The organism is Enterococcus sp. AZ167 (assembly GCF_051714025.1).
Taxonomy (GTDB): domain Bacteria; phylum Bacillota; class Bacilli; order Lactobacillales; family Enterococcaceae; genus Enterococcus_D; species Enterococcus_D casseliflavus.
This window is the reverse complement of record NZ_JBIORB010000001.1, coordinates 677,895-702,555: the sequence shown is the minus strand read 5'-3', so window position 1 is coordinate 702,555 and position 24,661 is coordinate 677,895. Positions and strand designations below refer to the sequence as shown.

Annotated in this window: 27 protein-coding genes and 1 pseudogene; 4 read left to right on the top strand and 24 right to left on the bottom strand. The window is 42.5% G+C overall.

Going from position 1 to position 24,661, the window contains the following annotated elements; all coding sequences use genetic code 11:
- Positions 1-15: 15 nt before the first annotated feature.
- Complete coding sequence (locus IGJ05_RS03310) at positions 16-501, bottom strand: AmiS/UreI family transporter (protein ID WP_231472681.1); 486 nt, start codon at positions 499-501, stop codon at positions 16-18.
- 340 nt (positions 502-841) lie between these two features.
- On the opposite strand from IGJ05_RS03310, the gene IGJ05_RS03305 reads away from it, so the two are divergent.
- Positions 842-1,120: a LexA family protein gene (locus IGJ05_RS03305; protein WP_225000835.1), complete on the top strand. Its 279-nt coding sequence runs from the start codon at positions 842-844 to the stop codon at positions 1,118-1,120.
- A 34-nt stretch (positions 1,121-1,154) separates the two neighbouring features.
- On the opposite strand, the gene IGJ05_RS03300 is transcribed toward IGJ05_RS03305, so the two are convergent.
- Complete coding sequence (locus tag IGJ05_RS03300) at positions 1,155-2,141, bottom strand: DNA/RNA non-specific endonuclease (protein ID WP_074933894.1); 987 nt, start codon at positions 2,139-2,141, stop codon at positions 1,155-1,157.
- A gap of 408 nt (positions 2,142-2,549) precedes the next feature.
- Between IGJ05_RS03300 and mgtE the strand changes: the two are divergent.
- Both mgtE and rsgA read left to right on the top strand, forming a co-directional pair.
- A pseudogene (mgtE, locus tag IGJ05_RS03295) lies at positions 2,550-3,913 on the top strand (magnesium transporter).
- A 152-nt stretch (positions 3,914-4,065) separates the two neighbouring features.
- Positions 4,066-5,007, top strand: coding sequence for a ribosome small subunit-dependent GTPase A (gene rsgA / locus IGJ05_RS03290; RefSeq protein ID WP_438725020.1), 942 nt, complete (start codon positions 4,066-4,068; stop codon positions 5,005-5,007).
- 315 nt (positions 5,008-5,322) lie between these two features.
- Here rsgA and IGJ05_RS03285 read toward each other — a convergent pair whose 3' ends face one another.
- The 4 genes from IGJ05_RS03285 to IGJ05_RS03270 form a co-directional block, all read right to left on the bottom strand.
- Positions 5,323-5,676: a DUF2200 domain-containing protein gene (locus IGJ05_RS03285; protein WP_081116305.1), complete on the bottom strand. Its 354-nt coding sequence runs from the start codon at positions 5,674-5,676 to the stop codon at positions 5,323-5,325.
- Positions 5,677-5,771: 95 nt separating this feature from the next.
- Positions 5,772-6,059: a hypothetical protein gene (locus tag IGJ05_RS03280; RefSeq protein ID WP_005226077.1), complete on the bottom strand. Its 288-nt coding sequence runs from the start codon at positions 6,057-6,059 to the stop codon at positions 5,772-5,774.
- Positions 6,056-6,334, bottom strand: coding sequence for a hypothetical protein (locus IGJ05_RS03275; RefSeq protein WP_010748343.1), 279 nt, complete (start codon positions 6,332-6,334; stop codon positions 6,056-6,058). Before IGJ05_RS03275 ends, IGJ05_RS03280 begins: the two co-directional genes overlap by 4 nt.
- Before the next feature lie 36 nt (positions 6,335-6,370).
- Positions 6,371-6,739: a hypothetical protein gene (locus IGJ05_RS03270; RefSeq protein ID WP_034868585.1), complete on the bottom strand. Its 369-nt coding sequence runs from the start codon at positions 6,737-6,739 to the stop codon at positions 6,371-6,373.
- 213 nt (positions 6,740-6,952) lie between these two features.
- Between IGJ05_RS03270 and IGJ05_RS03265 the strand changes: the two genes are divergently transcribed.
- On the top strand, positions 6,953-7,339 hold the full coding sequence (locus IGJ05_RS03265; RefSeq protein WP_081116306.1) for a hypothetical protein: 387 nt from the start codon (positions 6,953-6,955) through the stop codon (positions 7,337-7,339).
- Between the two features lie 159 nt (positions 7,340-7,498).
- Here IGJ05_RS03265 and IGJ05_RS03260 read toward each other — a convergent pair whose 3' ends face one another.
- The 18 genes from IGJ05_RS03260 to aroB all read right to left on the bottom strand — a co-directional run bounded on the left by IGJ05_RS03260 (position 7,499) and on the right by aroB (position 24,641).
- The gene (locus tag IGJ05_RS03260) at positions 7,499-7,909 is read right to left on the bottom strand and encodes a hypothetical protein (protein WP_081116307.1); all 411 of its coding nucleotides are present in this window, start codon (positions 7,907-7,909) and stop codon (positions 7,499-7,501) included.
- 1,299 nt (positions 7,910-9,208) lie between these two features.
- Positions 9,209-9,361, bottom strand: coding sequence for a hypothetical protein (locus IGJ05_RS03255; RefSeq protein ID WP_010748347.1), 153 nt, complete (start codon positions 9,359-9,361; stop codon positions 9,209-9,211).
- 120 nt (positions 9,362-9,481) lie between these two features.
- Positions 9,482-10,330 (bottom strand): sce7725 family protein, encoded by an 849-nt coding sequence (locus IGJ05_RS03250; protein WP_010748348.1) that lies wholly within the window; start codon positions 10,328-10,330, stop codon positions 9,482-9,484.
- A gap of 15 nt (positions 10,331-10,345) precedes the next feature.
- Positions 10,346-11,014 (bottom strand): hypothetical protein, encoded by a 669-nt coding sequence (locus IGJ05_RS03245; protein ID WP_015509702.1) that lies wholly within the window; start codon positions 11,012-11,014, stop codon positions 10,346-10,348.
- An 87-nt stretch (positions 11,015-11,101) separates the two neighbouring features.
- Positions 11,102-11,740 carry a hypothetical protein gene (locus IGJ05_RS03240; RefSeq protein ID WP_231472682.1) on the bottom strand — a complete coding sequence of 213 codons (639 nt, stop codon included), beginning with the start codon at positions 11,738-11,740 and terminating at the stop codon, positions 11,102-11,104.
- A gap of 144 nt (positions 11,741-11,884) precedes the next feature.
- Complete coding sequence (locus tag IGJ05_RS03235) at positions 11,885-14,152, bottom strand: AAA family ATPase (protein WP_231472683.1); 2,268 nt, start codon at positions 14,150-14,152, stop codon at positions 11,885-11,887.
- Between the two features lie 18 nt (positions 14,153-14,170).
- Positions 14,171-14,650: a DUF6530 family protein gene (locus tag IGJ05_RS03230; protein WP_005235941.1), complete on the bottom strand. Its 480-nt coding sequence runs from the start codon at positions 14,648-14,650 to the stop codon at positions 14,171-14,173.
- A 189-nt stretch (positions 14,651-14,839) separates the two neighbouring features.
- Positions 14,840-15,097: a TfoX/Sxy family protein gene (locus IGJ05_RS03225; RefSeq protein ID WP_010748352.1), complete on the bottom strand. Its 258-nt coding sequence runs from the start codon at positions 15,095-15,097 to the stop codon at positions 14,840-14,842.
- Entirely contained in the window at positions 15,090-15,632 is a 543-nt protein-coding gene (locus IGJ05_RS03220; protein ID WP_010748353.1) for a GNAT family N-acetyltransferase, read from the bottom strand. Before IGJ05_RS03220 ends, IGJ05_RS03225 begins: the two co-directional genes overlap by 8 nt.
- Before the next feature lie 176 nt (positions 15,633-15,808).
- Entirely contained in the window at positions 15,809-16,657 is an 849-nt protein-coding gene (locus IGJ05_RS03215; protein ID WP_005235946.1) for a DegV family protein, read from the bottom strand.
- A 93-nt stretch (positions 16,658-16,750) separates the two neighbouring features.
- Positions 16,751-18,025: an LCP family protein gene (locus tag IGJ05_RS03210; RefSeq protein WP_010748354.1), complete on the bottom strand. Its 1,275-nt coding sequence runs from the start codon at positions 18,023-18,025 to the stop codon at positions 16,751-16,753.
- A gap of 117 nt (positions 18,026-18,142) precedes the next feature.
- Positions 18,143-18,613, bottom strand: coding sequence for a GNAT family N-acetyltransferase (locus IGJ05_RS03205; protein WP_010748355.1), 471 nt, complete (start codon positions 18,611-18,613; stop codon positions 18,143-18,145).
- The gene (gene pheA / locus IGJ05_RS03200; protein WP_081116310.1) at positions 18,588-19,469 is read right to left on the bottom strand and encodes a prephenate dehydratase; all 882 of its coding nucleotides are present in this window, start codon (positions 19,467-19,469) and stop codon (positions 18,588-18,590) included. The genes IGJ05_RS03205 and pheA overlap by 26 nt, the downstream gene beginning before the upstream one ends.
- 1 nt (position 19,470) lies before the next feature.
- Entirely contained in the window at positions 19,471-19,977 is a 507-nt protein-coding gene (locus IGJ05_RS03195) for a shikimate kinase (RefSeq protein WP_010748357.1), read from the bottom strand.
- Positions 19,974-21,263, bottom strand: coding sequence for a 3-phosphoshikimate 1-carboxyvinyltransferase (gene aroA / locus IGJ05_RS03190; protein ID WP_005226096.1), 1,290 nt, complete (start codon positions 21,261-21,263; stop codon positions 19,974-19,976). The genes IGJ05_RS03195 and aroA overlap by 4 nt, the downstream gene beginning before the upstream one ends.
- A 9-nt stretch (positions 21,264-21,272) precedes the next feature.
- Complete coding sequence (locus IGJ05_RS03185; protein ID WP_010748358.1) at positions 21,273-22,355, bottom strand: prephenate dehydrogenase; 1,083 nt, start codon at positions 22,353-22,355, stop codon at positions 21,273-21,275.
- Between the two features lie 44 nt (positions 22,356-22,399).
- The gene (gene aroC / locus IGJ05_RS03180) at positions 22,400-23,566 is read right to left on the bottom strand and encodes a chorismate synthase (RefSeq protein ID WP_005226098.1); all 1,167 of its coding nucleotides are present in this window, start codon (positions 23,564-23,566) and stop codon (positions 22,400-22,402) included.
- Between the two features lie 19 nt (positions 23,567-23,585).
- Positions 23,586-24,641 (bottom strand): 3-dehydroquinate synthase, encoded by a 1,056-nt coding sequence (gene aroB, locus IGJ05_RS03175; RefSeq protein WP_438725015.1) that lies wholly within the window; start codon positions 24,639-24,641, stop codon positions 23,586-23,588.
- Between the last annotated feature and the right edge of the window lie 20 nt (positions 24,642-24,661).

Below are 24,661 nucleotides of genomic sequence, written 5' to 3'. Positions count from 1 at the left end.
GATAATCACTCTTTTTTAATAGAGATCTACTAGCATCAGCAAGCCTGGGACCCACGTAGTGAAGATACCACAAGCGATCGCAAAATAATGAATCTTACGACCAAAGTTTACCTTCACGATCGTATCCAAAAAGCCGCAAAACCATAACGCTCCCCATGCTAACCAAATCAATGCAAAGAGGGGATCTTGCTCCCATTGCCAAGAGACCCAAGCAAAAGGTAAGGTATTGATGGCTACGAATAGTGCGAAAATCCCATAAATACGTAGATCTAAATCAAAAAGGTAAATGATCCCTACCAACAAATACGTGAAGGCAAAGAGAAAGCCAGTGCCTGCTTCATAATAAGCGCCTTGAAGCATATAGATTAGATTGATAATAAAAGATAACGTACCTGTAAAAAGATTGATCAAAGCAAGTGAGCGGTAGTCAATGTGAAGTAAGCTGCCCCAGCCGTTGATTATCAAAGTAATTCCTACAAAAAATAAACCGATCCCTAACATAAAATCCTCCTTTACTTAAATTTAGAATAACAAATTCTAAGAAAAAATAATAGCTCTATTTATTTTTATGTCAATAAAAAGGAAAATAATTTTGAAATTTGCTATATTTTGCTGCTAAATTTGATAAAATCAATACCAAAGAGCGCTGCTAGCCGATGCTTTTCTCGTTAAGGGGAAAATTTCAGCGTATAAAAAGATCTTTTACTCGTTGGAAGAAGGGGAAAAGAGACAGATCAATAGATTTTCAGTGTATTGATCGGACAAAAAGCAGACCAGGTAGCAGTTTATCGGTTTTTACGAATTTGCAGCAGTGAAGACTGTTTTGCGGAAAGGAGGACTTATGCCTAGAAAAGATCGAATCTTACTTTTCATTGACGAATATATGCAAGCTCAAGGTTGCGCACCTACCATACGAGAAATCTGTGCCAATGAAGAAATAAAAACGACCTCTTTGGTTTATCGTCATTTGCTGCGTCTCGAAAAAAGAGGCCTAATTTACCGAGCTTATCGCTTTAAGTCACGTTCGGTTCGTTTTACAGACGAAGGGAAGGCCTATGTCAAAGCGTTGCGACAAGCACTTTTAGCAGACGAAAAACTAACGCATGGCAATGAAGAATAACTTAACACCAAAATAAAAAAGCCTCTAGGCTTTTTTATTTTGGTGCACGGTAGCCAGCGGCTTCCGCTTCAGCGATCGTTTTGAACCATTCTTTCGGATTCGTCGTATCATCATAGTATTTAGATCCTGGTAAATGATAGATGCCGCTTCTTGATCCTTTGATCAAACCATTTCCTTGTTGATCGACATATTCTTTCTGTTTCTCCTCTGTTTCACTGTTTTGAGAAGTGGCTGTTGTCGTGTTGTTCTCACTACTTGTAGCATTCTCCTGTTGCGTCATATCTTCGTTTGAAATCTCGCTGCTGCCATCCGCATAGTTGATCGTGACGCTATCTTGGATGTTGAAGATATAATAGTTGAATTGGATCGTATCGTCGCCAATAGATTGGGCTTGCATCTGTACCCCACGGGCAACCAGCTCGTCATCACGATAGATTGGAGTGACAGAATATCGAACATAATGGTTTTTGTCTTGCTTGAGATAGTAGTTGATATCCATTTCTAAGCGCAACATCTCTGGATTGTTCAATTGACTAGTTCCCGTGATCAAATTCTTCCAGTTTGCATTTTCGCCAGCTAAAGCAAACCCAATCAAATGCGTCCGATTATATAAATATTTCCCATTGGGGAGCTGTTTATTACGCCAGCCTGTCGGTTTCACGCTGGAGATATCGCCACGTTTTTCCGTAGGCATTAAGGATTGATTCAACATTGCTTCAGCCGAAGTCGCTCGATTGAGGTGGTCAAGGTCGCCGTATGCTTCCCAGGCACCATTTTCAAGTGAAAGGTCGTCTTCTGAAAACTCAGGGATGTTTTGATTGACTTCAATTGTTTGGGTGCCTTGGTAGGTTAGCTGTGCCAATTCGTCTGCGCGAATATCTTTAGCAGAAGGGGTGCTTACCTCTGATTGTTGCGTTTCCTGCTTTGGAAATAGGTCATTGTTTTGTAGGAAACCAAAGCCAACTGCTGCGAGTGCGAGAAGCGCAGTGACCGATCCAATCAATGTTTTTTTCTTTGCCATCTCTTTATTGCCTCTCTTTTCATTGATATAGGTTTAGAATAAACGGTGAGTAAAAAAATCACAACTAGTTTATCATACCATTTGCGGGGGATGTTTTACAGCGTCTGCTAGCTTCTTTTGCCTTTTGTTCTTGATAAACTTCAGTCAATTTTCTTTACAAGCGACGTCCTTTAAAAGAATTTTTCGTTTGCGAGTGATATTTTTCATATTTTAAAAAAACTATGTGATATAATGAATAAAGTTGCTGCTCTATCCCTTTGATGCTTGTTTTAATAACAGTCATCTCCAGCTGCGGAACAAACTTTCAGCTGTCTAGCAGACAACGTTCAAACGAAAGAATACTGGACAATTTTCTGAACGATTGCCTTTCTTTCTTTGACCAAAATTATAGGAGAAGGAGTGTATCCCATGAACCAGCAAGAAACCATCTTACATTATTTAAATAAGAAAGACTCTGAAAAGTTAAAAGAACTCGTATCAGGAATGGAAGAGCTGCCGCTATTACAATTATTCAGCAACTTATCCGCGGATGAAAAAGTGATCGTTTTCCGACTGTTACCGAAAGACAAAGCCCTTATCCTGTTTGAAGATTTGACACCAGCTACCCAACAACACTTATTACGCTCTTTCACCGATGAACGAGCAACCGAATTTGTGAATGAGATGGCGCCAGATGTTCGTGTACGGCTTTTAGATGAGTTGCCAGCGACCGTAACACAAAAACTTTTACAATCGTTGGCGCCTGATGAACGAGCTGCAACAAACCTCTTACTAGGGTATGAAGCTGAAACTGCGGGTCGCTTGATGACACCGGAATTCATTACATTGAAAAAAGATATGACAGTCAATCAAGCATTGGAAAAAGTGCGAATGCAAGCCAAAGAAAAAGAAACAATCTATACGCTTTATGTTACTGATCAAACGAAAACGTTAGAAGGTGTTTTGTCGCTGAAAGATCTCTTAATGGCACAAGGGGATCAACGCATCAGTGAGATCATGTCCCAAAAAGTTATTTATGTGACCACTGACACCGACCAAGAAGAAGCAGCCCGTTTGCTAAATGAACTAGATATCATTGCGCTGCCAGTCGTAGACAAGGAATCAAGAATCGTTGGGATCATTACCGTCGATGACGCGATCGATGTCATCGAGTTGGAAACAACGGAAGACATGTTTAATGCCGCTGGTTTGGTCGATGTCGCCTCCAACGAAGCAGACCGTAGTAATGTTTTGATCAATGGCAGCCTGTGGCAAATCTGGAAAGTCCGCTTGCCATTCTTAGTGATCACTTTAGTGGCTGGACTTTTAGCTGGGTCGTCATTGATGAATTTGAACAAACGTTAGAGTCGGTGGCAGCCGTTGCGATTTTTATTCCTTTGATCATGGATATGGGTGGAAACGTTGGTACACAATCCTCTACTGTATTTGTTCGGGGGATGTCGTTAGGGCATATTGATCTTTCAACCTTCACCAGACATTTCTTTAAAGAAGTTTGGATCGGTTTGAGTCTAGGCTTGATCGTCGGGATCATCTCAGGAACCGCTGCTTCACTTTGGCAAGGGATCCCGATGTTAGGGGTCGCTGTTGGGATTTCATTAGTTTTTGCTATGACTTTAGCCGCAGCACTTGGCTTTTTAGTCCCGTTTGTACTTATTAAACTAAACATCGACCAAGCAGCCGGCTCGGCACCGATCATCACCTCGATCAAAGATATTGCTGGCTTGTTTATCTACTTCGTTTCAGTAAATGTTCTTTTGGGTCATTTGCTTTAGCATACTGTCCGTTCCAGTGGTATAATAAAGCGACATCACATGATGAGCACAACATAGAAAGGGGAAATGTCCTATGACAAATCAAATGAAGCAACATCAACTCGGAGGTTTCTCTTTTTAAGTGCGGCCTCCTAATTAACTGGAGGGAAATCATGGAAAAACAAGGAATCGTGGTTTTTCAGGCTAAGGATATCGCAAAAGTCCGCCTGACTACAGGAGAAGAATGTTTAGCAACCGTTTCAGGAAAATTTCGTCAACAGGCACGAGCGCCAAAGGATTATCCTATTGTTGGTGATTTTGTCCAAGGGCAGGTGTATGATCAAGATCATTTCTTGATTGATGCTTTGCTCCCACGAAAGAGTTTTTTACAACGAAAAGTAGCCGGAAATCGGACGGATGAACAAGGGATCGCTGCGAACATCGACACGGTTTTTATTGCTACTAATGCCAATGAAGAATTTAATTTCGCTCGGTTAGAGCGCTTTGTCACGATCGCTTGGGACAGTGGCGCTAACCCAGTGATTCTCTTGACCAAAGCCGATCAAGTCACAGCTGATGAAAAAGCAGAGCTGCTGCAAGCATTAAACGATGCTTTTGGTGTGAAAGCATTCGCTACTTCTATTTATGAACCGAACGAATTGCTGGCAGAAGCCTACTTTTCAGACGGAAAAATCAGTGCATTTATCGGTTCGTCAGGCGTCGGGAAGTCCAGCTTATTAAATCAGCTCATGGAACAAGCCGTTCAAAAAACCAATGACATACGAGAGGATAGTCGAGGACGACACACGACGACGAGTCGCCAGTTGTTCACACTGCCCTCTGGCGCAATGATCATCGATACTCCTGGCATGCGGGAAGTTGGCATCAGTACCGTTCGGTCAGCTTCGATCGAGCAATCCTTTGAAGCGATCAATCAATATGCTGAAGGTTGTTTCTTCAGAGACTGTCAGCATGAAACAGAACCGAAATGTGCGGTAAAAGCAGCTATTGCTGCCGGTGAGCTTTCAGAAGCAGCCTTCGCTCGCTATCGCAAAATGGAAAAAGAGCTGGCGTATTTGAAACGAAAAGAACAGATCAAAGAAATGAAAAAGTAATAGTTAGCACTCCTTTCTATAAGAGGAGTGCTTTTTTGTACGTGTCAAGAGCGCCTTGTTGAGTAAAGAAGAGGAGAGCCGCAGCCAATGTTCTTGTGTTTTCATGAAAAGGCGGCCAATTTCAAAGGGCACTACATGCTAAGTGGTTGAACTAAACTAAGATCGCCTGCCTGGTTACAAGCTGTCGTCAAGAAAAGCAGGATAAAAAAACACAGCGGGGTGTTGTCCCACTGTGTTTTGAGCAATGATTTGCCCCTGCCAAGGTATTTCTAGTATAAAGCGTTGATTCTTAAATAGCAACTCGAAAAAAACGCCTCATTCAGCAGAGCGCAGAATTTTCGTCATGGCTTTTCCTTTCGCCAATTCATCGATCAGTTTATCTAGGTAACGAATTTCTTGAACTATTGGCTCTTCGATCTCTTCTACCCGAATCCCGCAAATCACACCAGTAATCTGTTTTCGTGCAGGATTGAGCTGAGGGGCTTGCTTAAAAAAGCGTCCAAAAGAAACATCATCAGCCATCTGTTGGAGTGTTTCTTGGTCATACCCAGTCAGCCAGGTAATAATCTGATCTACTTCTTCTTTTGTCCGATTTTTCCGTTCTGCTTTGGCAATATACAGAGGATAGACTTTCGCAAAACTCATTTGGGTAATCTTTTGATTTTTCATGATAAACTCCTTTAGTCTTTACACAAAGTATACTTCATTTTTTTCTTTTTGCCGAGATTTTCAACGTTTGTTGTGTGCCAAAATAGGCGAGGGGACTAAAGGATGATTTTTTCTTCTTGTTCACGAAACCCCAATACCTTTTGTCGTGACTCGCCATCCCAATAGAGCAAGTCCAAATTCTTATGCAGCATTAGCTGTGTATATAATTCTTTCAGAGTCAGAGCAGGCTTTTTGGGTTCGAAAAATAAAATCAATTGGTTATGACTATCTTGTGCGATCGTCGTAAAAGGAATCAGGTTTTCTTTGTAAGTTAAATAAATTCCTTGGTAATCTGCTGCACTCGACGACGTTGTCAGTGCTGTCAAGAGGTCTCTTGCTCTCATAGTGAACCCGCCTTTACTGTTTTTTGTCGATAAGCATCGATATCCAACATGATTTTTGTTTTGCCGTACACCGTATACTTTTGCACCACGAATTGGTGGCGCTTATTCCAATAGCCACCCACAGTTAGAAACATGCCCTCATCAACATCCCCTAAAAAATTCAAACTGTGCTTCGCAATCAAACAGTTGGTGGTGCCTAGTGTAAAGCGGACCAAAGGGGAGGGGGCAAAGGAGACGATCCTTATTTTTGAGACAGCGCCTTTTTGTGTTTGCATCAGGTATTCCTCCTTTAGTAAGTAGTAAAAAGCGGATCATTCGTTGAGATCAAACCATTTTTTCTCTTCATAAAAAGCAACATGACGAATCTCATCATAATGGATTTTTTCTATGGTTTCTCCCGTCAAATAAATGCCCAATGTGTCGTATCCGCTGATTTTTCCGACAATATCTGGGGGATAGCCGCCTTCTTCATTGACTTCTTCTCGTTGGATCGCCACAGTTACGTTCTTTTTCATCGCTTCGAATAAGCATTGATTGATTTCTTCCGTTGTGAGTGACGGCTTAGGCGGACAATCAAACGTGCGTGTCGGCTCTTCTTCAATTTCAGTTGTATGCTCAGATAAAAAGAATCCTTGCCACTTTAGCTTTTTCCGATCTTCATATGGTTGCAGCATACCCATAGCAATCACCTCTTATCTATATAATACAAACATACGTTCTCTTTTGTAAAGCGAACAGATTTTTAAATTTCTGATTCTTCTATGAAACATCTAAAAAGTGCATCAAACAAGGGGATAGTGGCGGGTATCGTTTTTTTATACTATATATGTTATAATTTATCCTGAAGGAATCATGAACGTTTTAGAAAATAGCTGGCGAAAAAGGAGAATAGTATGTCTGGATTAATTGTGGTCCTGCTTACGATCTACTTTGCAAGTAGGAAAGATAAAGAACAGTGGCTTTTTGATCGCAAACGATTGACTATTCTGGCGCTTATGTTTGTGATCATCGGCATAAGTTGGGGCTTAAATGACAAAATAATGAAGGATCCTCGGAACCAAAATATTAGAAGTGATTTACTGTTTAATTATTCGTTCCCCTTATTGATATGTATGCTAGGTCTATTTATCAAAGAAATACCACGGTGGGGACGGATCGTGACTTTGTCATTTGGCTTTATGATTTTCGGGTATTTAGCTATGCACTATTTGATAGGGTTTCACAACCCGTATTGGGAAAATCTACAGCTAAGTCCATTGTATTGGCTACCAAGTGACTAGTCATACGAAAGTATCGCCAATGGAAACGAAAAAAAGCACTCCCTTTATTGAGTGCTTTTTTTCGGCTAAATCACTGCAGCAAGATGTTTCTTTTCCCAAAAATTGGGTTGGACCTAAGTAGCAAAGGGATCATATAAGGAGAAGTCACGACTGTTTGAATCAAACCGATTGATTCTTGACTAAACCGTATCTTTTGATCATTGCCAAAGTAAAATATGCGACGAGCGTTCCTGCAATCCCAAAAAGTAAATCGATTCGATCAGGGGTGTTCATAAAGCCCAAGACAGTCTCGCTCAATAGATTGGCAATGAGTAAGAGCAGGGGCAATAGCGTGACGGCTTTAAATGGCGCACCTACGAGAAGCCAAAAGTACCCCAGTAAGCCAATAATCAAACTAATCGAAAAATTGGAGATATGAAAATAAAAGTCAGGATACATCGAAGTAAAGAAAGAAATGTCCAAGTACTTTGATAAGTAGAGGAAGAGGGCTGTGAACACGAAAAGCAAGTAGAGGAGTGACGCCCAGATTTTTGGTAAAAAGACTAGCTTTAATTGCTTCTTCTTTTTCATTTGTATTCTCCTTTTAGAATTGTCAGCTTATACGGATGGAATTGCTTTTATCGGGTGTTAATTACACAAATGGAAAAAACAAGCTGCAAACTAGGCAAATCAGTAGTCTGCAACTCATTAATGGTAAAATGAGTTGAGGTGATAAAATGACAATAATAAACAATCAGCGATTATGGTTCTAGTATTCCAAGGAATGATCAACGGCGCTTTATTCAGACTTTTTTAGCAAAATATGGACGTTTATGGCGACCTATGAACATTACAATTATATTAAATAACGAAATACCCTAAGTTATCTACATGATTTTAGGGTTCTTTTTTATCGAATCATGTAGTAGATATTTGTTGGCATTTGCAACGTCTAACTACTTGTGTCAGAATTTTGAAACGGATTGGCTATATGAATAAAGTTCTAGGTAAAAGCTCAAAGATTTTCAAAATGATTATAGCATACAATCAAACCGATTGGTTCGTGAATCAAGGCTGATAGTTTGAATCTGTATTTGCTGAGATAAAAAAGACGAATCCGTATGTAACTTGCTACAAGACCGTTAACAATCTGTTGATCAGTAAATCATAAAAAAGAATCTGAAGAAACTTGTAAAATAAGAAATTCTTAGCTTTAGTTGAAATTTAGATGAATTAGTGACAATTTCCTGATAAAAGTCATTCGGAGGGAGGTAAAATGATGCAAAATTGACTTGAACTGTCTAAAATATCACGAACTCTTTTTCGAATACAACTTTGTATAATATATATTATGTAAACTAAATTATAAAATTTTTCGAACACCGTATTTAGCGGATAATTTTACGGCTCTCCTCCCTCTTATTTAGGATTATTTCCTTCAAATTCACCTAATTGGCAGCATAATCTAAAAAAATGGTCATTTGAGCGATAGTTTTTGTTTTTGTTTGTTCTACAATTGATAAGAGAATCAACTGACAAATTATCTCTGTACCTTTGTCTGCATTTGATCTTGTTGATTCTTGAATCTTTGAATTCAAGCTTTGTTTGCAGCTGCTGACCAAACTCAATGAATCAGTCAAGTAATCGTTGTTCACGATCTTATCAGTAATGATTCGTACTTAACCCAGCAAATTTGTGCTAACTAATAGCCTAATGGGAATCTTGATCACAGGCAAACCAGCAACGATAAACAAGAAACGTTTCGTTGCGTTCAGTTTTCACCTAAACGGATCAGATTCCCATAGCGAGTCCTAATCAAGGGTGCACAGTCATCTAAGTACAAGTTTCGTTTTGTTGCTGCCAATAAAGCAATGACAGCTACGGAAAGTTTCAAACTATGTAATACAGGATCGCCGAAAAGACAATGATCAAAATGACCAAGACAACGATTAGTTGATTTAAACGTCGAATAAGCAGGTTTTTCTTGTTTTTTTCAAATTCTTTTCCTTCATTTCGATAATATTCTCTATCTTTTGTTCCCACGAGCGCCAACTCCTTTTCCCTGATTTTATCACTATCCTGAAAACAATGGGTGCAATCAAGGTGTTTTGTACAATAAATGGCAGTATTTTGTTAGAGCCTACAATCGTATGCGTATAGCGACTAAATAAGACGACTGACGAGTTCCAAGTGATTCATAACGGCAGCTTTCCGAATAACGCCCATACCAGGAAACGACCTTTGCTGATAGGCAGCAACTAATAGCTGCAGCCCAGCTGTTTGCGTAGGATACTCTTCCTCATGCTGCAACAAAGCTTCCATGACTTCGAAAAACTTTTCTTTCTGACTTGGTAATTCTTCCTCAGAAAATAAGTGAACGATTCGCAAGTCTTGCTCTGCTGTCGGATAGATCCAATGCAAAACCAACCGTTTTGAGGGATAACTGTGCTCATAATAAATTTTGCTATCGACAGAAAAATCACTAAATCCCGCATAGCCCAATTTATGATAAAGATGATGGGTTTTTGAAAATCCTTCCTCCGGACATTCTGTATAAAAACTATTTTTAGGTAAACGGGTAAACGGATCTTCCATCAGTAGTTTCGGGCCGTTGATTTTATTTAACAAACGAAACTCTTTGCTTACCAGCACCGGCAGTGTATTTTCCCGCCAATCACTAGCGAGTGCTTGGTCCGCTTGATGGATGATCCAAAGATCAGGCTTTTCTTCCACTGTCTCAATGGGGCGATCTACGATCATTGCTTTAGGGGCAGTAACATTTTGCAACTCTGCTAACCCCTCTGCCGTCAGAAAAGCCCCCGCCTGTGGATTGCGAACCAGATAAAAAGGATGCTGCTTCCTTTGAAACAGGTCAATGGTCGTCCAAAACGTTTTTGATTGCTTGACTGGTTCAATGATCGGCTGGATCGCGTCTGACAAACAATCTTGTTCCAACAATGCTTTCAACGCCAATAAATCAAATTGTTTGCCACGAATATACGGGAAGTACATCTTCTTCTCTCCTTCTTACTCGCCTGATAAAAAACGTTTTTCCAGCGCTTCATAGGCTGCTCTCGTAGCGGCCAATTCTTCTTTCAAAGCTTCGATCGCTTGCAGCTGAGTATCTTCAATAAATCGATCATAGTAATTGACTCCACCACCGAACAAGTCATACTCAGGCTGACGTTTCTTCAGTTCTTGGTACAAACGTTCTGTTGAAAATACCCGCAATCCTCGAGCAGTCTGTTTTGCTTTGCCGACTTCTCGCGCTTGTGCCGAAATCAACCGAAACAATAAGGCATTTTCTGGAACCTGCAGCTCTTGCCGTTGGGGCTTCTTTTCGACACTGAAATACCCTTTGCTGCCCGTTTCTTTTTCAAGAAATGCATGATAGACCAGAACACCAATTGTAGGTCCAATCTGATCTTTGACTTTTTCATACAATGCCTTAGGTAAGACAAAATAATTATAATTCCCAATAAAGGATAGTTTTGCTTTTGAGCGAAAATCTGCCAAACTAACTTTGAGTTCGTAGCAACGCCATTCAAAGGTATTTTCAGTCGTCAAGCGACAACTCAAAGTATCCACGATGCCGTGATCATCTGGCATGACTACCTCTTCTACCACAATATCACTGTTTTCACGACAATAATAATAAAGTGCCTCTTCCATTTCTAAAGTTAAGGATGTCTTCACAAATTCACGACCTTTGTCTTGTTTCACCTATTATAAAACATACGTTCGCATTTTGGAAGAGGGAAATAAAAGCAGCCTATCATCCCCTCACCCATTCGGGCATCCGTTAACGAGAATCTCTTCAACCGTCCTCTTTGTACCGCGGAATCGTAACAAAAAAAGCAACAAGAGCACACCAAGTTGAGCGATTAATGGACCTTTAATGGGAAATTCAAAAGTAAAGCCTGTGGGAAGATGAAAGAAATGGAAGAAATCCTGCAGTGCTTTTTGACTAAGCCACAAACCGCTGACAAGCCCTATCAAACTAATAACAGTGCTTTGAATGCCTACAAAGAAAAGCTCTTCAAAGGTGACCAACAACGGAGACTGTCCTAACAACAACCGAATACTCAGAGATTGCTGCTCCTCCCCCATCAAATGAAAACGATACATGTGATTGCAGTGCCATAAAAAGGTGGCGATCAAGCCTACAGTTAGAACGCCTAGTACGAAGCGTAGCAACTGCAAAAAGAAAAGCCAACTGGCATACGTGAGATCCATATGATTCTCACTGCTATTTGTTTCATATTGTAGCCATTGATGAAAAAACACTAGCCAATGCTCTGCAAAGATGGCGATGATCAGTAGAAGAATCGCCAAAACACCACTCATCAGCAAATTGCGCCTACGAAGTGCTGCGTGCCAGCCGAATTGGCAAGGATAGTAGAAGTACCGCCATTTGTTCATGATATCCCTCCTTTTGGCGTCTATTTTACAGAACTATCCAAATTTAGACAAATATCATCTTGTTTACATAATATAATTATGATCAAAAAAAAGAGTGCGGCATGCAGTCCACACTCTTTTCCCTTTCCCTTTCGCTATCGACGTTTACAGATACCTTGTTAGTAGCTGCAACAAACGCTGCGGAAATTCTGTTAGATTGGAAAGATCAATAAAGCGTTCTTCCCCATAAATCGCTTTGATCACCTCTTTGTCTTGCCCAATAGCAGCTGCAAGAAACAGCACCCCTTGTCGTTCATAGTCAGCGATCACCTGCTGAATATCTTCTTTGGCTTTTACCCCTGTATAATCAGGAAGAGCTTTTGGCTGGCCATCACTGATATTCAAGAGTAATTTAGTGGTTGCCGGCTGATGAGCGAGCTTTTCAGCTAGCACGCGCAAGACAGCTCCATCACGGTTATTTTGCCGAGGCTTCATTGTCATGAGTTTCTCTGGCACAAATTCAAAGCCTTCATTAAATTCTTTGTATGCAAAAAGCGAGGTTTTTTCACGAGCGGTCACGTCCGCTGTATCGCCATAGATCATCAATGGCAAAGATAAACGTTCGGCAAAAGCATTCACCGCTAAGACCGCCTGTTGGGCATACAATATCCGATCTTCTCGAATCATCGAACCTGATTCATCGATGCGCAAAGCAAGAGCTAAGGAAGGCTGTTCGTGAGGTGGATTCTTCTTGTCAAAGGTCCGGAAATCCTGATACGCAACCTTGCTGGCATCAAAGCGTGTACCACTGTACTTACCTTTACTGTATGCCGAAGCTTGTTCGTTTTCCAATACTTCTTGGGTTTGCTTGATCAATGACTCTACGATCGGCAGCAACGGCTGCAAACGCTGTTGGGCCTCAGTCGCTTTTTCTAAATCGACGGGTGGTCGATGAACGATCAGCCCTTCTTTGGCATGGATCGATTCTTTCAATGCTTGTCGTGCTGCCTTTGATGCCGTGGTTTTCTTTTCTTTCTCCTGGGCTTCATACGCTTCGATCGACAAAGAATGAGAAGCAGGAGCTGCCTCTTGTGTCTCACTCCCAGCTTTTGCTTGGCCATCATGACTATTGCGTTCTAGTTCTTCTGAAAACGTCGCCTCAGTTGCTGCGCTTTTCGCTTCTTGTTTGTCAGAATCACTGGTTTCCATCGTTTCCGCCTCAGTTTCTTGATTGGCGGTCTCAAGGACTTGCTCATTTTTTAGGATGGGCGTGCCTTCTTCCACTACATTGCGTTGGTCAGCCTCTTCGCTGCTGACTCTGCGTCCTTTGATTTGTTCTTTAAAGGCATTTAGCGGTTGTCCAGAAAACAAAAGCCGCAATTGCGCCAATAACCCTGAAGCTTCTAACGCCTGTTGTAACAGAGAAAGCTCATTTGGATCGGTAGTGATTTTGTAGAGCACTTTGCTATCAATTGCTGTAAAGGGATCTTGTCCTTGTTTGACTGCATTTAACCAATAAAAATAAGAACGCATGCCCGCCACCCCTTTGATGGCGTTGGCTTTGGCGGTCACGTCTAGTAAGCGGATGATTTCAGCCATTTTCTCTGCAGTCGTTTTGTCCGGATAACTGGTTTTGGCAATGCCTCGCTGCACCATGACTGCTAGCTCAGGTAAATCCATTTTTTCAGCATGCTGCATCCGATCTCGCAAGGATTCGTTCAAGGGGCGGTTGCCTTGGTAATTCCGATTCGTTGTGATGATCACCACACAGTCAGGGTGTCGTCGAACAAAACCAGTCGGGATATTTAGCATCCCGTTTTGTTCAAGGGCCGAGTTTAGTGCCACTAGTACCGAAGCATCACGAATGACCGTTGGTTCTTGAATCTCAAGCAAATAGCCTTTTTCCAGCGCCCGTACGATTTCGGAGGGATAAAATTTGTATTGAATCGTCGGTTGCTGATCACTGGTTTCAATCCGTTCGATCAGTTCCGCAAATTTCGCCCGTGCCCGCTCACGAGTCAAGGAAAAATGCCGCTGGATCAATGCCAAGACATCTTCAAAACAATCACTTTGATAAATCGCATCCAGCAAGTCCTTGTCCTCTTCTTGGTCGGTGTTGATCACTGGTAATAAAGCACCAAATACATCTGACTTATCCATATCCGCAAAGCAGGTGATTTTGGTGTAGGGCAGTTGCAGGTCGGCAGAAAGTGCCTTTGCCAACTGAGTCTTACCCGACCCAGCATCGCCTTCCAGCAACACATTGAAGATCTTCATCTCTGGATCCGCCCAATTCAACGCGATCTCTGAAGCAATTCGTAGTTCTTCAGCACTGGTCTGATGACTTTGTGGTTTTTTCCAAATCATGGTTTGTTCTAATTTGCTAAAAGCGCGTCCTTTCGTTACGACAAAAGACGGTTGATTTTGTGTCATGGCAATCTGCTCCTTTTCTTAATAACCTAGCTCATCTAAAAGCCGCTTTAGGATTTTGAAGCGTTCGCCGTATAGCTCGCCATCTTTTTGCAAGGAATCATAAAAAAGCAGAATGTCTTCATCGATTTTAGGATTTTCGGTGTCTACTTCAACGGTCATACGATTTCCTTGCAAGCCAATGATCTCGATCAACGGATTTTCAGGATCGTAAAACTTTTCATGGCGATAGGCCTCTTGAAAATACAAACTAGATTGCGCCACTAAGATTGCTAGATCTAAGATTCTAGTGAGGGGTAGTTCTTCTGACTGACGAGACCATTTTTCACCTGTATGGCGCCAAACCTTGCCTGAGATATCGACTTTTCCGCGATCATTCCATTGTGCTAATCCGAGGGAAAGGCCTTTTGCATCTGTATGTAACGCATTTTTTCCGTCAACAGTATCATAGTCTTCAACTTTAATGACGGGCTTATGTTTCAAGTTTTCTGGTATTTTCATTATTCTCACTCCTTGTTTAGTAAATTAGTAATTTACTAGATAGAGTAAGTATAATGAGGAAGCTGGTTTGGAACAAGCAAAAGGTCTTTTCTAGTAGCTAGGGACAGATGTCTATAGAAAAAGCACTTGATAAGAAGCATCTAAAAACAAACGCTCTTAAAAAATGCTTTTTTATGATGCATTACTTCACTAACTCAATTGATTGAAAAAAAGGCGCAACGCTTGTTTTCTCTGATATGTAAGCTGTGCTTTAGGAATGCCTTGGATCGCCCCTTCAATGCCGTAGAACATATGCAAGCAAGCGTCCGTATCACATTGGTGGCGGATAGCGAGAAAAACCTCTTCGGCCGTTTTTGTGCGTAGTTGTTCAGGGGTATTGATGCCGATACGAACCAGGTGATCCGCTAAAACCTGACCTACATTTGGTAATTTTTGCAGTTCATTCATAGGTTTCTCCTTTTTGATTGTGGTCATCTTGCCCCTCTTTCTCTTGACGAACCAACGCATAGAGCTTCATATCGAACAGCTGCTGGTTTTTCTCCGCATGCTTTCGCAAAACGCCTTCTAACGTAAAACCTGCCTTTTCCAACACACGACAAGAGGAATGATTCTTCGCAAAAGATTCAGCAGAAATACGAACGATAGTTGATGTAGTAAATACATAGTCACATAGTTGCTGAACGGCTTGGGTCATCAAGCCTTTTCCCCAATACTCTTGTGCAATCGAGTAGCCAATCTCAGCCGTTCTATAATGGATATTTTCTTTGCGAACAGCACGGATACTGCCGACTGCTCGGTCATCCACAGTGATCGCAAAGGCAAATTCTGCTTCCTCCACAGATCGAATATAGGCTTGTGCATCTGCGACCGTATAGGGGAATGGCAACCCATCTCGTAAATAATCGTGGATGGTTTGATTATTTAACGCATGGGCTAAATCTTGCGCATCGCTCATTTGCCACCTTCTTAAGGAACACTTCATAGCAATTCCTCCTTTGTCAGTCCTTCATTTTGATCTTATTGTACGAGTTTGTGTGATTTATTACAAGCGAATCTCAAAAAAGCAGAAAAAAGAACCAGCTAGACAAACGTCTAACTGGTTCTTACATACATCGTCTTGAAAAGATAATGGCGTGATAAACATAGAAAAAATAAAAATTATTGCGCTGAAATAGCGATCCCAATGGCTTTTTCTCCTAAATGCGTGCCGATAACTGGTCCGAAGTGACCAATCTCAATTTCTGCATTTGGGTATTTCGCTTGTAGCTTCGCTTTTTCTTCTTTCGCTACTTCTAAATTGTTGGCGTGGATTACATAAAATTTAACAGGCAATGCGATTTCTTGCTCCCGTTGACCAATGATATCTTCTGCGCGATTGAATGCTTTTTTACTGGAACGAATGCGCTCGTAAAGCACAATTTTTCCTTGATCAAAGGTCAAGATCGGTTTGATTTTTAATAATCCGCCAATCAAGGCTGCCCCATTGGTTAAGCGACCGCCGCGAACCAAGTTATTCAAGTCGTCCACGATCAAATAGGCATAGGTATTGTCTCTGATAGTGTCCAGATGGGAAATGATCTCTTCGACGGTTTTGCCTTGACTTGACAGATCAAGAGCGGTTTCTACCATGTGACCCATCGGCATACTTGTGATTTTCGAATCGTAAGGAATGATTTGAACGCCTTCGATTTCATCGGTGATTCCATAAAGCGTTCCGATAAATCCAGAGATCCCGCTTGATAAGTGGATACTAATGATCGTGTCGTAACCGCGATCTTTCAATGACTCATATAAGGCTAACACTTCCCCTAATACCGGTTGAGAAGTGGTTGGGAATTCTTTGCTGTTTTTCAGCAAAGCGTAATACTCATCAGCTTCAATGTCGATACCCTCATTGTAGACTTTTCCATCTAAAATAACAGGGATCGGTATGATAAACAAATCTTCATGGTTTTTGATCCGTTCCGGCAGATAAGCTGTACTGTCAGTAACAACGGCTAATTTCATTCTTTTTCCTCGTTTCAACAAATTTCAAACGTCATTAATAATATAGCATAAATTTACTTACTTTCAAATGGTTTTCAGAACTTTTCATTCTGCTTACTCATTAAGAAAATTCCTGATCGCTTGTTGATTGGTTTCAAGATTGACGACTAACACACTTCCAGCACTCGCACTTGAACCGTATTGCCAAGAGTCAGCGACTGGGACAGTCAAGCTGTCGACGCCTCCCGCCCCTCGAGCAATCGAGAAGGTATTTTTTAATAGGAAAGACATTGGTAGGTTGGTGGAAGCATAGCCTAAGACTTTTCCTGCTGCATAAGGCAATTTTAAAATAGCTAAAGGATTTTTCATTTCGCTAAAGATCGCATCCATTACTTGCTGCTGTCTTCTTACACGACCGAAGTCCCCTTCTTCGTCCATCCGAAAGCGTGCGTATTGCAACAGCTCAAGCCCATTCATTTGTTGTTGCCCTTGTTTGATGGCAACTTCAAGATTTTTACTCATATCTTTTTCCGCGTTGATAGCAACGCCTGAGGGAAACAGTGTGTCGATCACTTTTTCAAAGGAACGAAAGTCGACTTTTGCATAATAGTTGGTTTCTAAACCGAAGTTTTCCGCTAACGTTTGTCTAACTAAATCAGCACCACCAAAGGCATAAGCCGCATTGATCTTGTTTTCGCCATAACCGGGAATCGTAACTAAAGTATCCCGCATAAAGGAAAGCAGCTTCGGTTGCTTACTGGGACCATCTAATTGCAAAACCATAATAGTGTCTGCGCGTCCAGCTTCTCCTTCACGACTATCACTACCAATGAGCAATATATTACGAGCACCATTTGTAGCGGCCGTACCATTAAAGGTCTCTTCATCAGTCGTAGCAAAAGCAGCGTCACTTCTTGCGACTTGCTGACCGACAAGAAACGCAATCAATGAATAGGCAAAAAGCACCAATAGTACCCGGACCACAATACGTAGAACTGGGTGCTTCCGCTTTTTCTTTTGTTTGGGTTGCTTGCTCTTCTTAAGCTTTTGCGGTTTTTGTTTGCTTTGTTCCTGGCCTTGATGCATCGCAGGTCCCTGAGCAGATAGCGGGGGGATTGCGCTTTTTCGTCCCTCAGATTTTTTTATTCCTACTTGTGACTGTTCTCGGGAACTTTGAGCCGCACGAGGGTCGCTTGCCCTAGGATGCTCGGTGTTTTGAGACAAAATGTCTCTTACTGGCTCATCAGCAGACGAAGTAGAATCACTCGGTCTGACGCGCTGGTTTCTTCTTTTGGCTTCTCGGCGGGCAAAGATACTTTCTTTGGCTGCCTGACTGGATTCCTTTTCTAGCCGTTCATGCAGTTTTTTATTTTTTTCCATCCTGCTCATTGCTTCTGATCCTCCAACTAAAAAATAGCTCTCTGTCTATAAGGATACCCTAGACCTTATAGAAAGAAAGCTATTTTCTGAAATTTTAACCTTTTTCTAGGAAATTTCTTCATTTTTCTACCTTAGATGCTTTGATGCTCCTTGTCGTGTGCTCACAAATCCTGCTTGCTCATAAAATGATTTCACTTGATTTGCCGACCAAAAGTTTAGTGAGAGATCATCGAAGCCTTTTTCCAGCGCAACGTTTTCAGCAAATGCCAACAATTGTTTCCCAATATGCATCCCTTGGTACCGAGGGTCAACAGCGATCGCTGCAATTTCCAGCCACTTTCGTTCATGCATCATCGCATTTTGTGGCAAACAGACCTCTTGAAGATGCACAAAGCCACAAGGCTGTTCCGCCAACCAAGCGATAAAAAAGTGGTGGCTTGGCTCTTGCAGCTGCTGTGTGATTGCTTGTTCAAATCTTGGCTGATCAAAGGGCTTAAAAATCGTTGGGTACCATTGATGGTGCTGTGTTTGGATCTCTTTATGAAACGTTGCTAAAAGTGTTTCATCTTGGCTAATTTTTATTTTGACTTGAGTCATTTTTTGTCACTTCCTCAACAACATTTACCGAATACACGCCGAGAAGATGGACGTGTCCACCCAACAACTGAATCTCTTCAAAGGCATTTACAATCAGTTGCCACGGTTTGTCCATCACTAGATCGATCACGAAAAAGTATTCCCCTAAGGTGGTTTTTGACGGTCGCGATTCAATTTTGCTTAAATCAATTTCTCGCCAGCCAAAGGTTGCTAAGATTTTGTGCAAGATTCCCGGACGATTTGCTGGCAGCGTCACAAAAATCGTTGCTTTCTCGATGGTCTGCTCTGGTAATTGGGTGTTTGCTGCTTTCTTCGTCAAAGCCCAAAAACGGGTTTGATTAAAGGCAACATCTTGAATATTGGTTTCTTTGATCGTTAACTGATAAGCCAAAGCGGCTTCTTTGGAAGCAATCGCCGCAACTGCTTCTTCTGGATGTTTTGCTACGTAGGCTGCTGCAGTCGTTGTGGAAGCAACCGCCTCAACAGTAGCTCCAGCAAATCGGGCTTCGATGAAGTCGGCACATTGCGCCAAGGCTTGCGGATGAGAAATTATCTTAGTGATAGGACGGTTGTCTTTTGCTGTTTGCTGAGAAACTAACAATTGATGATTGATCGGTAAAATAATTTCCTGTTCGATGCTCAATTGATTTTGACGAAACAGTGTATCAATAGTGGCATGAACGGACCCTTCTAATGAGTTCTCGTTCGGAACGACCGCGCGATCGATCACGCCGTTAGCTAGCGCTTGAATACAAAGTGGAATCGATCCATAAGGGATACAGGCATTTTCTGGATACGCTTCTTGCGCAGCTAAATGCGTAAAGGAACTTTTCGGTCCTAAATAACCAATCTTCATTTTATGCACCTGCTTTGATCAAAATTTCCTGTACGATTTCTTCTGGTGTTTTGTTCGTCGTTTCAACGATCAATGAAGCAGTTTCTTCATAAAGAGGGATCCGAGGACGGTAAACAGCCAATATTTCTTCTGGTGATTTTGAGACGACTAAGGGACGAATGCTGCCAGTATCCGCCTTTAAGCGATGGATCAGTTCCTCGGGATCTGTTTTTAAATACACGACGAGCGGCATCTCTTTTAAAAGTTGACGATTTTCTTCTTTTAACACGATGCCCCCACCAGTGGAAATAATTTGTTCCTTTACCAAAGTTTTAGCTAAAATATCCGTTTCGATTTTGCGAAAGGCTTCCTCACCGTGTTGATCGAAAAAGTCTTGAATGGTCATGCCGATCTCAGCAACGATCAAGTCATCAAAATCCACATGAGACTGTTTCGTTTCTTCAGCCAAAAGACGACCAATCGTGGTTTTTCCAGCACCCATAAAGCCAATTAATACCACTTTTTTCACTCGCTGTTTCCTCCTTTAGCCAAACGTGCAACATCCTCAAAAAAATCAGGATAAGAAACTGCTACGGCTTCGGCTTTTTCTAATTCTACCTCTTCATCTGTCAATAAGGCGGCAATTTGCAGCATCATGCCGATACGATGGTCCCCCCGACTTGACACACGTCCGCCATGCAAAGGGGTTGGACCGTTGATGATCAACCCGTCCTCGGTGGGAGTGATGTCCGCTCCTAGTTTTGTCAACTCTTCGGCAGTTGCATCAATTCGGTTAGTTTCTTTTACTTTTAGTTCTTCCGCATCTTTGATCACCGTTTTGCCATGCGCCTGCGTGGCTAACAACGCAATGATCGGCAATTCATCGATCAAGCGTGGGATAATATCGCCAGCGATGGTTACTGCCTGCAAGGTAGAACTTTGAACGGTAAGGTCAGCTGATTGATTCTGATCGTCTTGATTAGAAAAAGCAATCGAAGCACCCATCTCCTCTAGCACGTCAAGAATTCCTGTACGAGTGGGGTTGATCCCGACATTTTTTAAAACGATCTCACTTTCTGGCATAATCGCGCCGGCTGTTAAGAAAAAGGCAGCGGAGGAAATATCACCGGGAACAACTACTTCTTGTCCTTGGAGTGTTTGAGGTCCCGTCACAGTGATTGTTTTGCCTTGTGTTGTGATGACACCACCGAATTGACGGATCATTTCTTCGGTGTGGTTGCGGCTTGTTTCTTTTTCAATGATCGTAGATGTACCTTGTGCTTGTAGTGCCGCAAAAATCAGCGCTGATTTTACTTGAGCACTTGCTACGGGCATCTGATAATTGATGGGATGTAATGAAGCCGTGCCATTGATGGTGATCGGTGGGAACTCCGTCTGTTCATGCCCTCTCACATTGGCACCCATTTCTCTTAATGGCAGCATCACGCGATTCATTGGTCGTCTATTCAATGAGTCATCACCGAATAAGGTAGTTGTAAATGGCTGTCCAGCCAAAATCCCCATCATTAGACGAATCGTTGTGCCAGAATTACCGATATCGATTGGTTCGTCAGCAGGCTTAAGACCATTAAAGCCCTGTCCTTCAATCGTGATCGTCTGACCGTCATCATGGATCGGAACCCCTAATGATTGAAATGCATGAAGGGTGCTATAGCAGTCTTCTCCACGTAAGAAATTTCGGACAGTCGTTGTTCCTTCAGCTAACGCCCCGAACATGATACTGCGATGTGAGATCGATTTGTCAGCAGGGACCGCTATCGTCCCTTTTAAATGTGTTGCTTTTTTTAGTTTCATCCCAGCCTCCTATTTTTTTCGACACGAATAGGTCGTCTTGTTTTGGATCAGCTGCTCTGCTTGCAGCAAATCATTTTGCGTTTTGAATGAAATCTGTAAAACACCAATGATGTCTTCTCGAGTTTCAAGAATTTTTAAGTTGATCAAAGAGAGCTGATGCTCGCTCAATAGCCCCGTCACTTCAGCGACAACACCGGGATGATCCGGTACATCGATGAATAGATCATAGAATGCCGGGATCGCGCCATTTTGATGAACCGGCAATTGATCCCGTGTTTCCTTCGCGGATTCAAAGAACCGAAAGATCGCCCGTTCGTCTTTTTCCTGCAACCAGTGAGCCATGGTCGTCATTTGTTTTTGCCACTCATCGATCAGCTGCAGCAGTTCCTGTCGATTACTCAATAAGATATCGGTCCACATGCGAGGATCTGAAGAAGCGATGCGAGTGATATCGCGAAAACCGCCTGCTGCAAGTTGTTGCGCTCTGGGGTGGGCTTGGTTGAAAGCGTCTGCCTGATTGACTAATCCAGAAGCAATAATATGGGGCAAATGGCTCAACATCCCTGTGATTTGATCATGCTCTTTTGGCGCAAGCGCCACATATTTGGCTCTGGTGCCGCGAAAAAGCTCTTGCAGCTCTTCCATCCGCTGACTTTTCGTCGGTGTGAAGATATAGTAAGCATTCTCGAAAAGGTTCTCATCGGCTGCTGTGATCCCTGATTTATGAGAGCCAGCCATCGGATGGCCCCCAATAAAATCAAAGGAAAAGGACTCGGCGAATTGGGTGATTTCCGCTTTGGTACTGCCGGTGTCTGTTACTAGCACCGAAGGCTTTAATGAAAGTGCCCCCAGTTCGGCAAGATATTTTTTGGTGATCTCTACCGGCAATGCCAACAAAATCACGTCGGCACGGACAGCACCTTCTGAAAATGAAGGGGGCACTTCGTCTACTAAACTTGTTGCTAATGCGATCTCATTGGTTTCCTGACAATCCCAGCCCATCAAATGCACTTGCGGATGTGCCTTTTTGATACATTTTGCTAAGGAAGCGCCGATCAATCCTAGACCGGCGACAAAGATATTTTGGTTCATGAAAAGAATCCTCATTTCTACTGGAATTTTTGCTGGTTCTTTAATCAGTAGGTTAACAAGTATTCTCGATACGCCTGAACAGATGCGGTCAATTCTGCGAATGAATCACTTGGGAACTTTTCTAATAGTTCATTGGCCACCACTGTCGCCACCACACTCTCACAAACAACGCTGGCTGCTGGTACAGCGGTGCTATCTGAGCGTTCGACGCTTGCTTTATACGGTTCTTTGCTGTCGATATCCACACTTTGCAACGGCTTGTACAAGGTCGGGATCGGCTTCATAACACCACGAACCACGATTGGTTCACCGTTCGTCATGCCGCCTTCAAACCCGCCAAGGTTGTTGCTGCGACGGGTATAGCCTCGTTGTTCGTCCCATAAAATCTCATCCATGACTTTGGAACCTGGCAAAACACCAGCCTCAAAGCCAACGCCGAACTCAGCACCTTTAAAGGCATTGATGCTGACCACGGCTTGGGCGATTTTCGCATCAAGTTTTTTGTCCCATTGCACGTAACTGCCTAAACCAGCAGGAACGCCGCCAACAAGTACTTCCACTACACCGCCGATCGTATCGCCATTTTTCTTCGTTTGATCGATCAGCTGCTTGATTTCTTCTTCGACTGACGGATCTAACACCCTTACTTCTGAAGCTTCAGAGCGTTCTGCGATTTCTTTGACGGTCAACCCTTCAGGAATTTCCGCTTTGATGCCGCCTAACATTGTTACATGACCCGCCACATCGATGCCAAGCTCCTTTAAAATTTTCTTCGCGATTGCTCCGATGGCTACCCGCATGGTCGTTTCACGAGCAGATGAGCGTTCCAAAACGTTTCGTAAATCTTGATGATGGTATTTCATGCCACCGACTAAGTCAGCATGACCAGGTCTTGGTCGTGCCACTCGTCGTAGTTTGCGGTCTTTTTCTGGTACCTCTTCGATCGCCATGACCTTGGTCCAGTTTTTCCAATCTTTGTTCTCAACCACTAAAGTCACAGGAGAGCCTAGTGTTTTTCCATGACGGATACCCGAAGTGATACGGACTTGGTCTTTTTCAATCAGCATCCGTCCCCCACGGCCATAGCCGGTTTGTCGTCTCGCTAATTCAAAATTAATGTCTTCTGCTGTTAATGGCAATCCTGCCGGTAAACCTTCGATAATGGCGGTTAACTCTGGTCCATGTGATTCGCCTGCTGTAATATAACGCATGATCCGTTACCTTCCTTTCTTATAATAGGTAGTCTTTGATTTTTTCAGTCGGGATCGTCACGATTTTCGCCTGTCCGATCGCTTCTAATAGAATAATCTTCAATTGTTGCCCGCGGGCTTTTTTATCATGAGTGATTGCTTGGTATAATTGCTCTTTATCTATTTCACTTGGTGTGATCGGCAAATGAAACTTCTCAACCATTTCTGTAAGCTGCTGGGTCGTACCTTTTGGTGTTAATCCGATGGCTTCTGCATGACGGGTGATCATGATCATCCCCATTGCAACCCCTTCGCCATGACTGGTGTCAAACGCGGCTGTTCTTTCTAAGCCATGCCCGATCGTATGACCGAAGTTCAGTGTCAGACGACTGCCATGATCAAAAGGATCTTCTTCTACTACTTTTTGTTTTACCTTTAAAGAAGCAGTGATTACTTTCTCAGCATGTGCCAAAAGATCGACTTCATCTTTCAAACCTGCTAACGTTTGCCAAAGCTCAGGATCTGCAATAGCGGCTGACTTGATGATTTCAGCAATGCCTTCTTGGACGCGTTTGAGGGGCAAACTTGTAAGTAAATCTGGATCGATCATCACACCGGCTGGTTGTGCAAATGTCCCGACGAGATTCTTGGCACTGCCAGTATTTACAGCTGTTTTTCCGCCGATACTTGAATCGACCTGTGCCAATAACGTCGTTGGAATCTGCAAGAAATCAATGCCGCGCATATAAGTAGAAGCAACAAATCCTCCGAGATCACCGATCACACCGCCACCAAGGGCAATGATCCCATCGCTTCTGGTCATTCCGAGTTGGGCAAGACCATCATATAAATTAGCTGCTTGCTCTAGTGATTTGCTTTTTTCGCCAGCTGGTACGATTAACAGTGTTGCCTCATACCCTACAGCGGTTAAGGAATCGACGATCTGTCCGCCATACAGGGGTGCGACGTTGCTGTCTGTAATGACGGCAATACGCTGTTTGTCCCACAACTGTTGCACCCAGGTTCCGACGTTTTGAAACGCCCCTCGTTTGATGAGGATATCATAGGAATGTTCTTCTAAATGAATGTGTAACATTGATTTTTGCACCTCTTTTA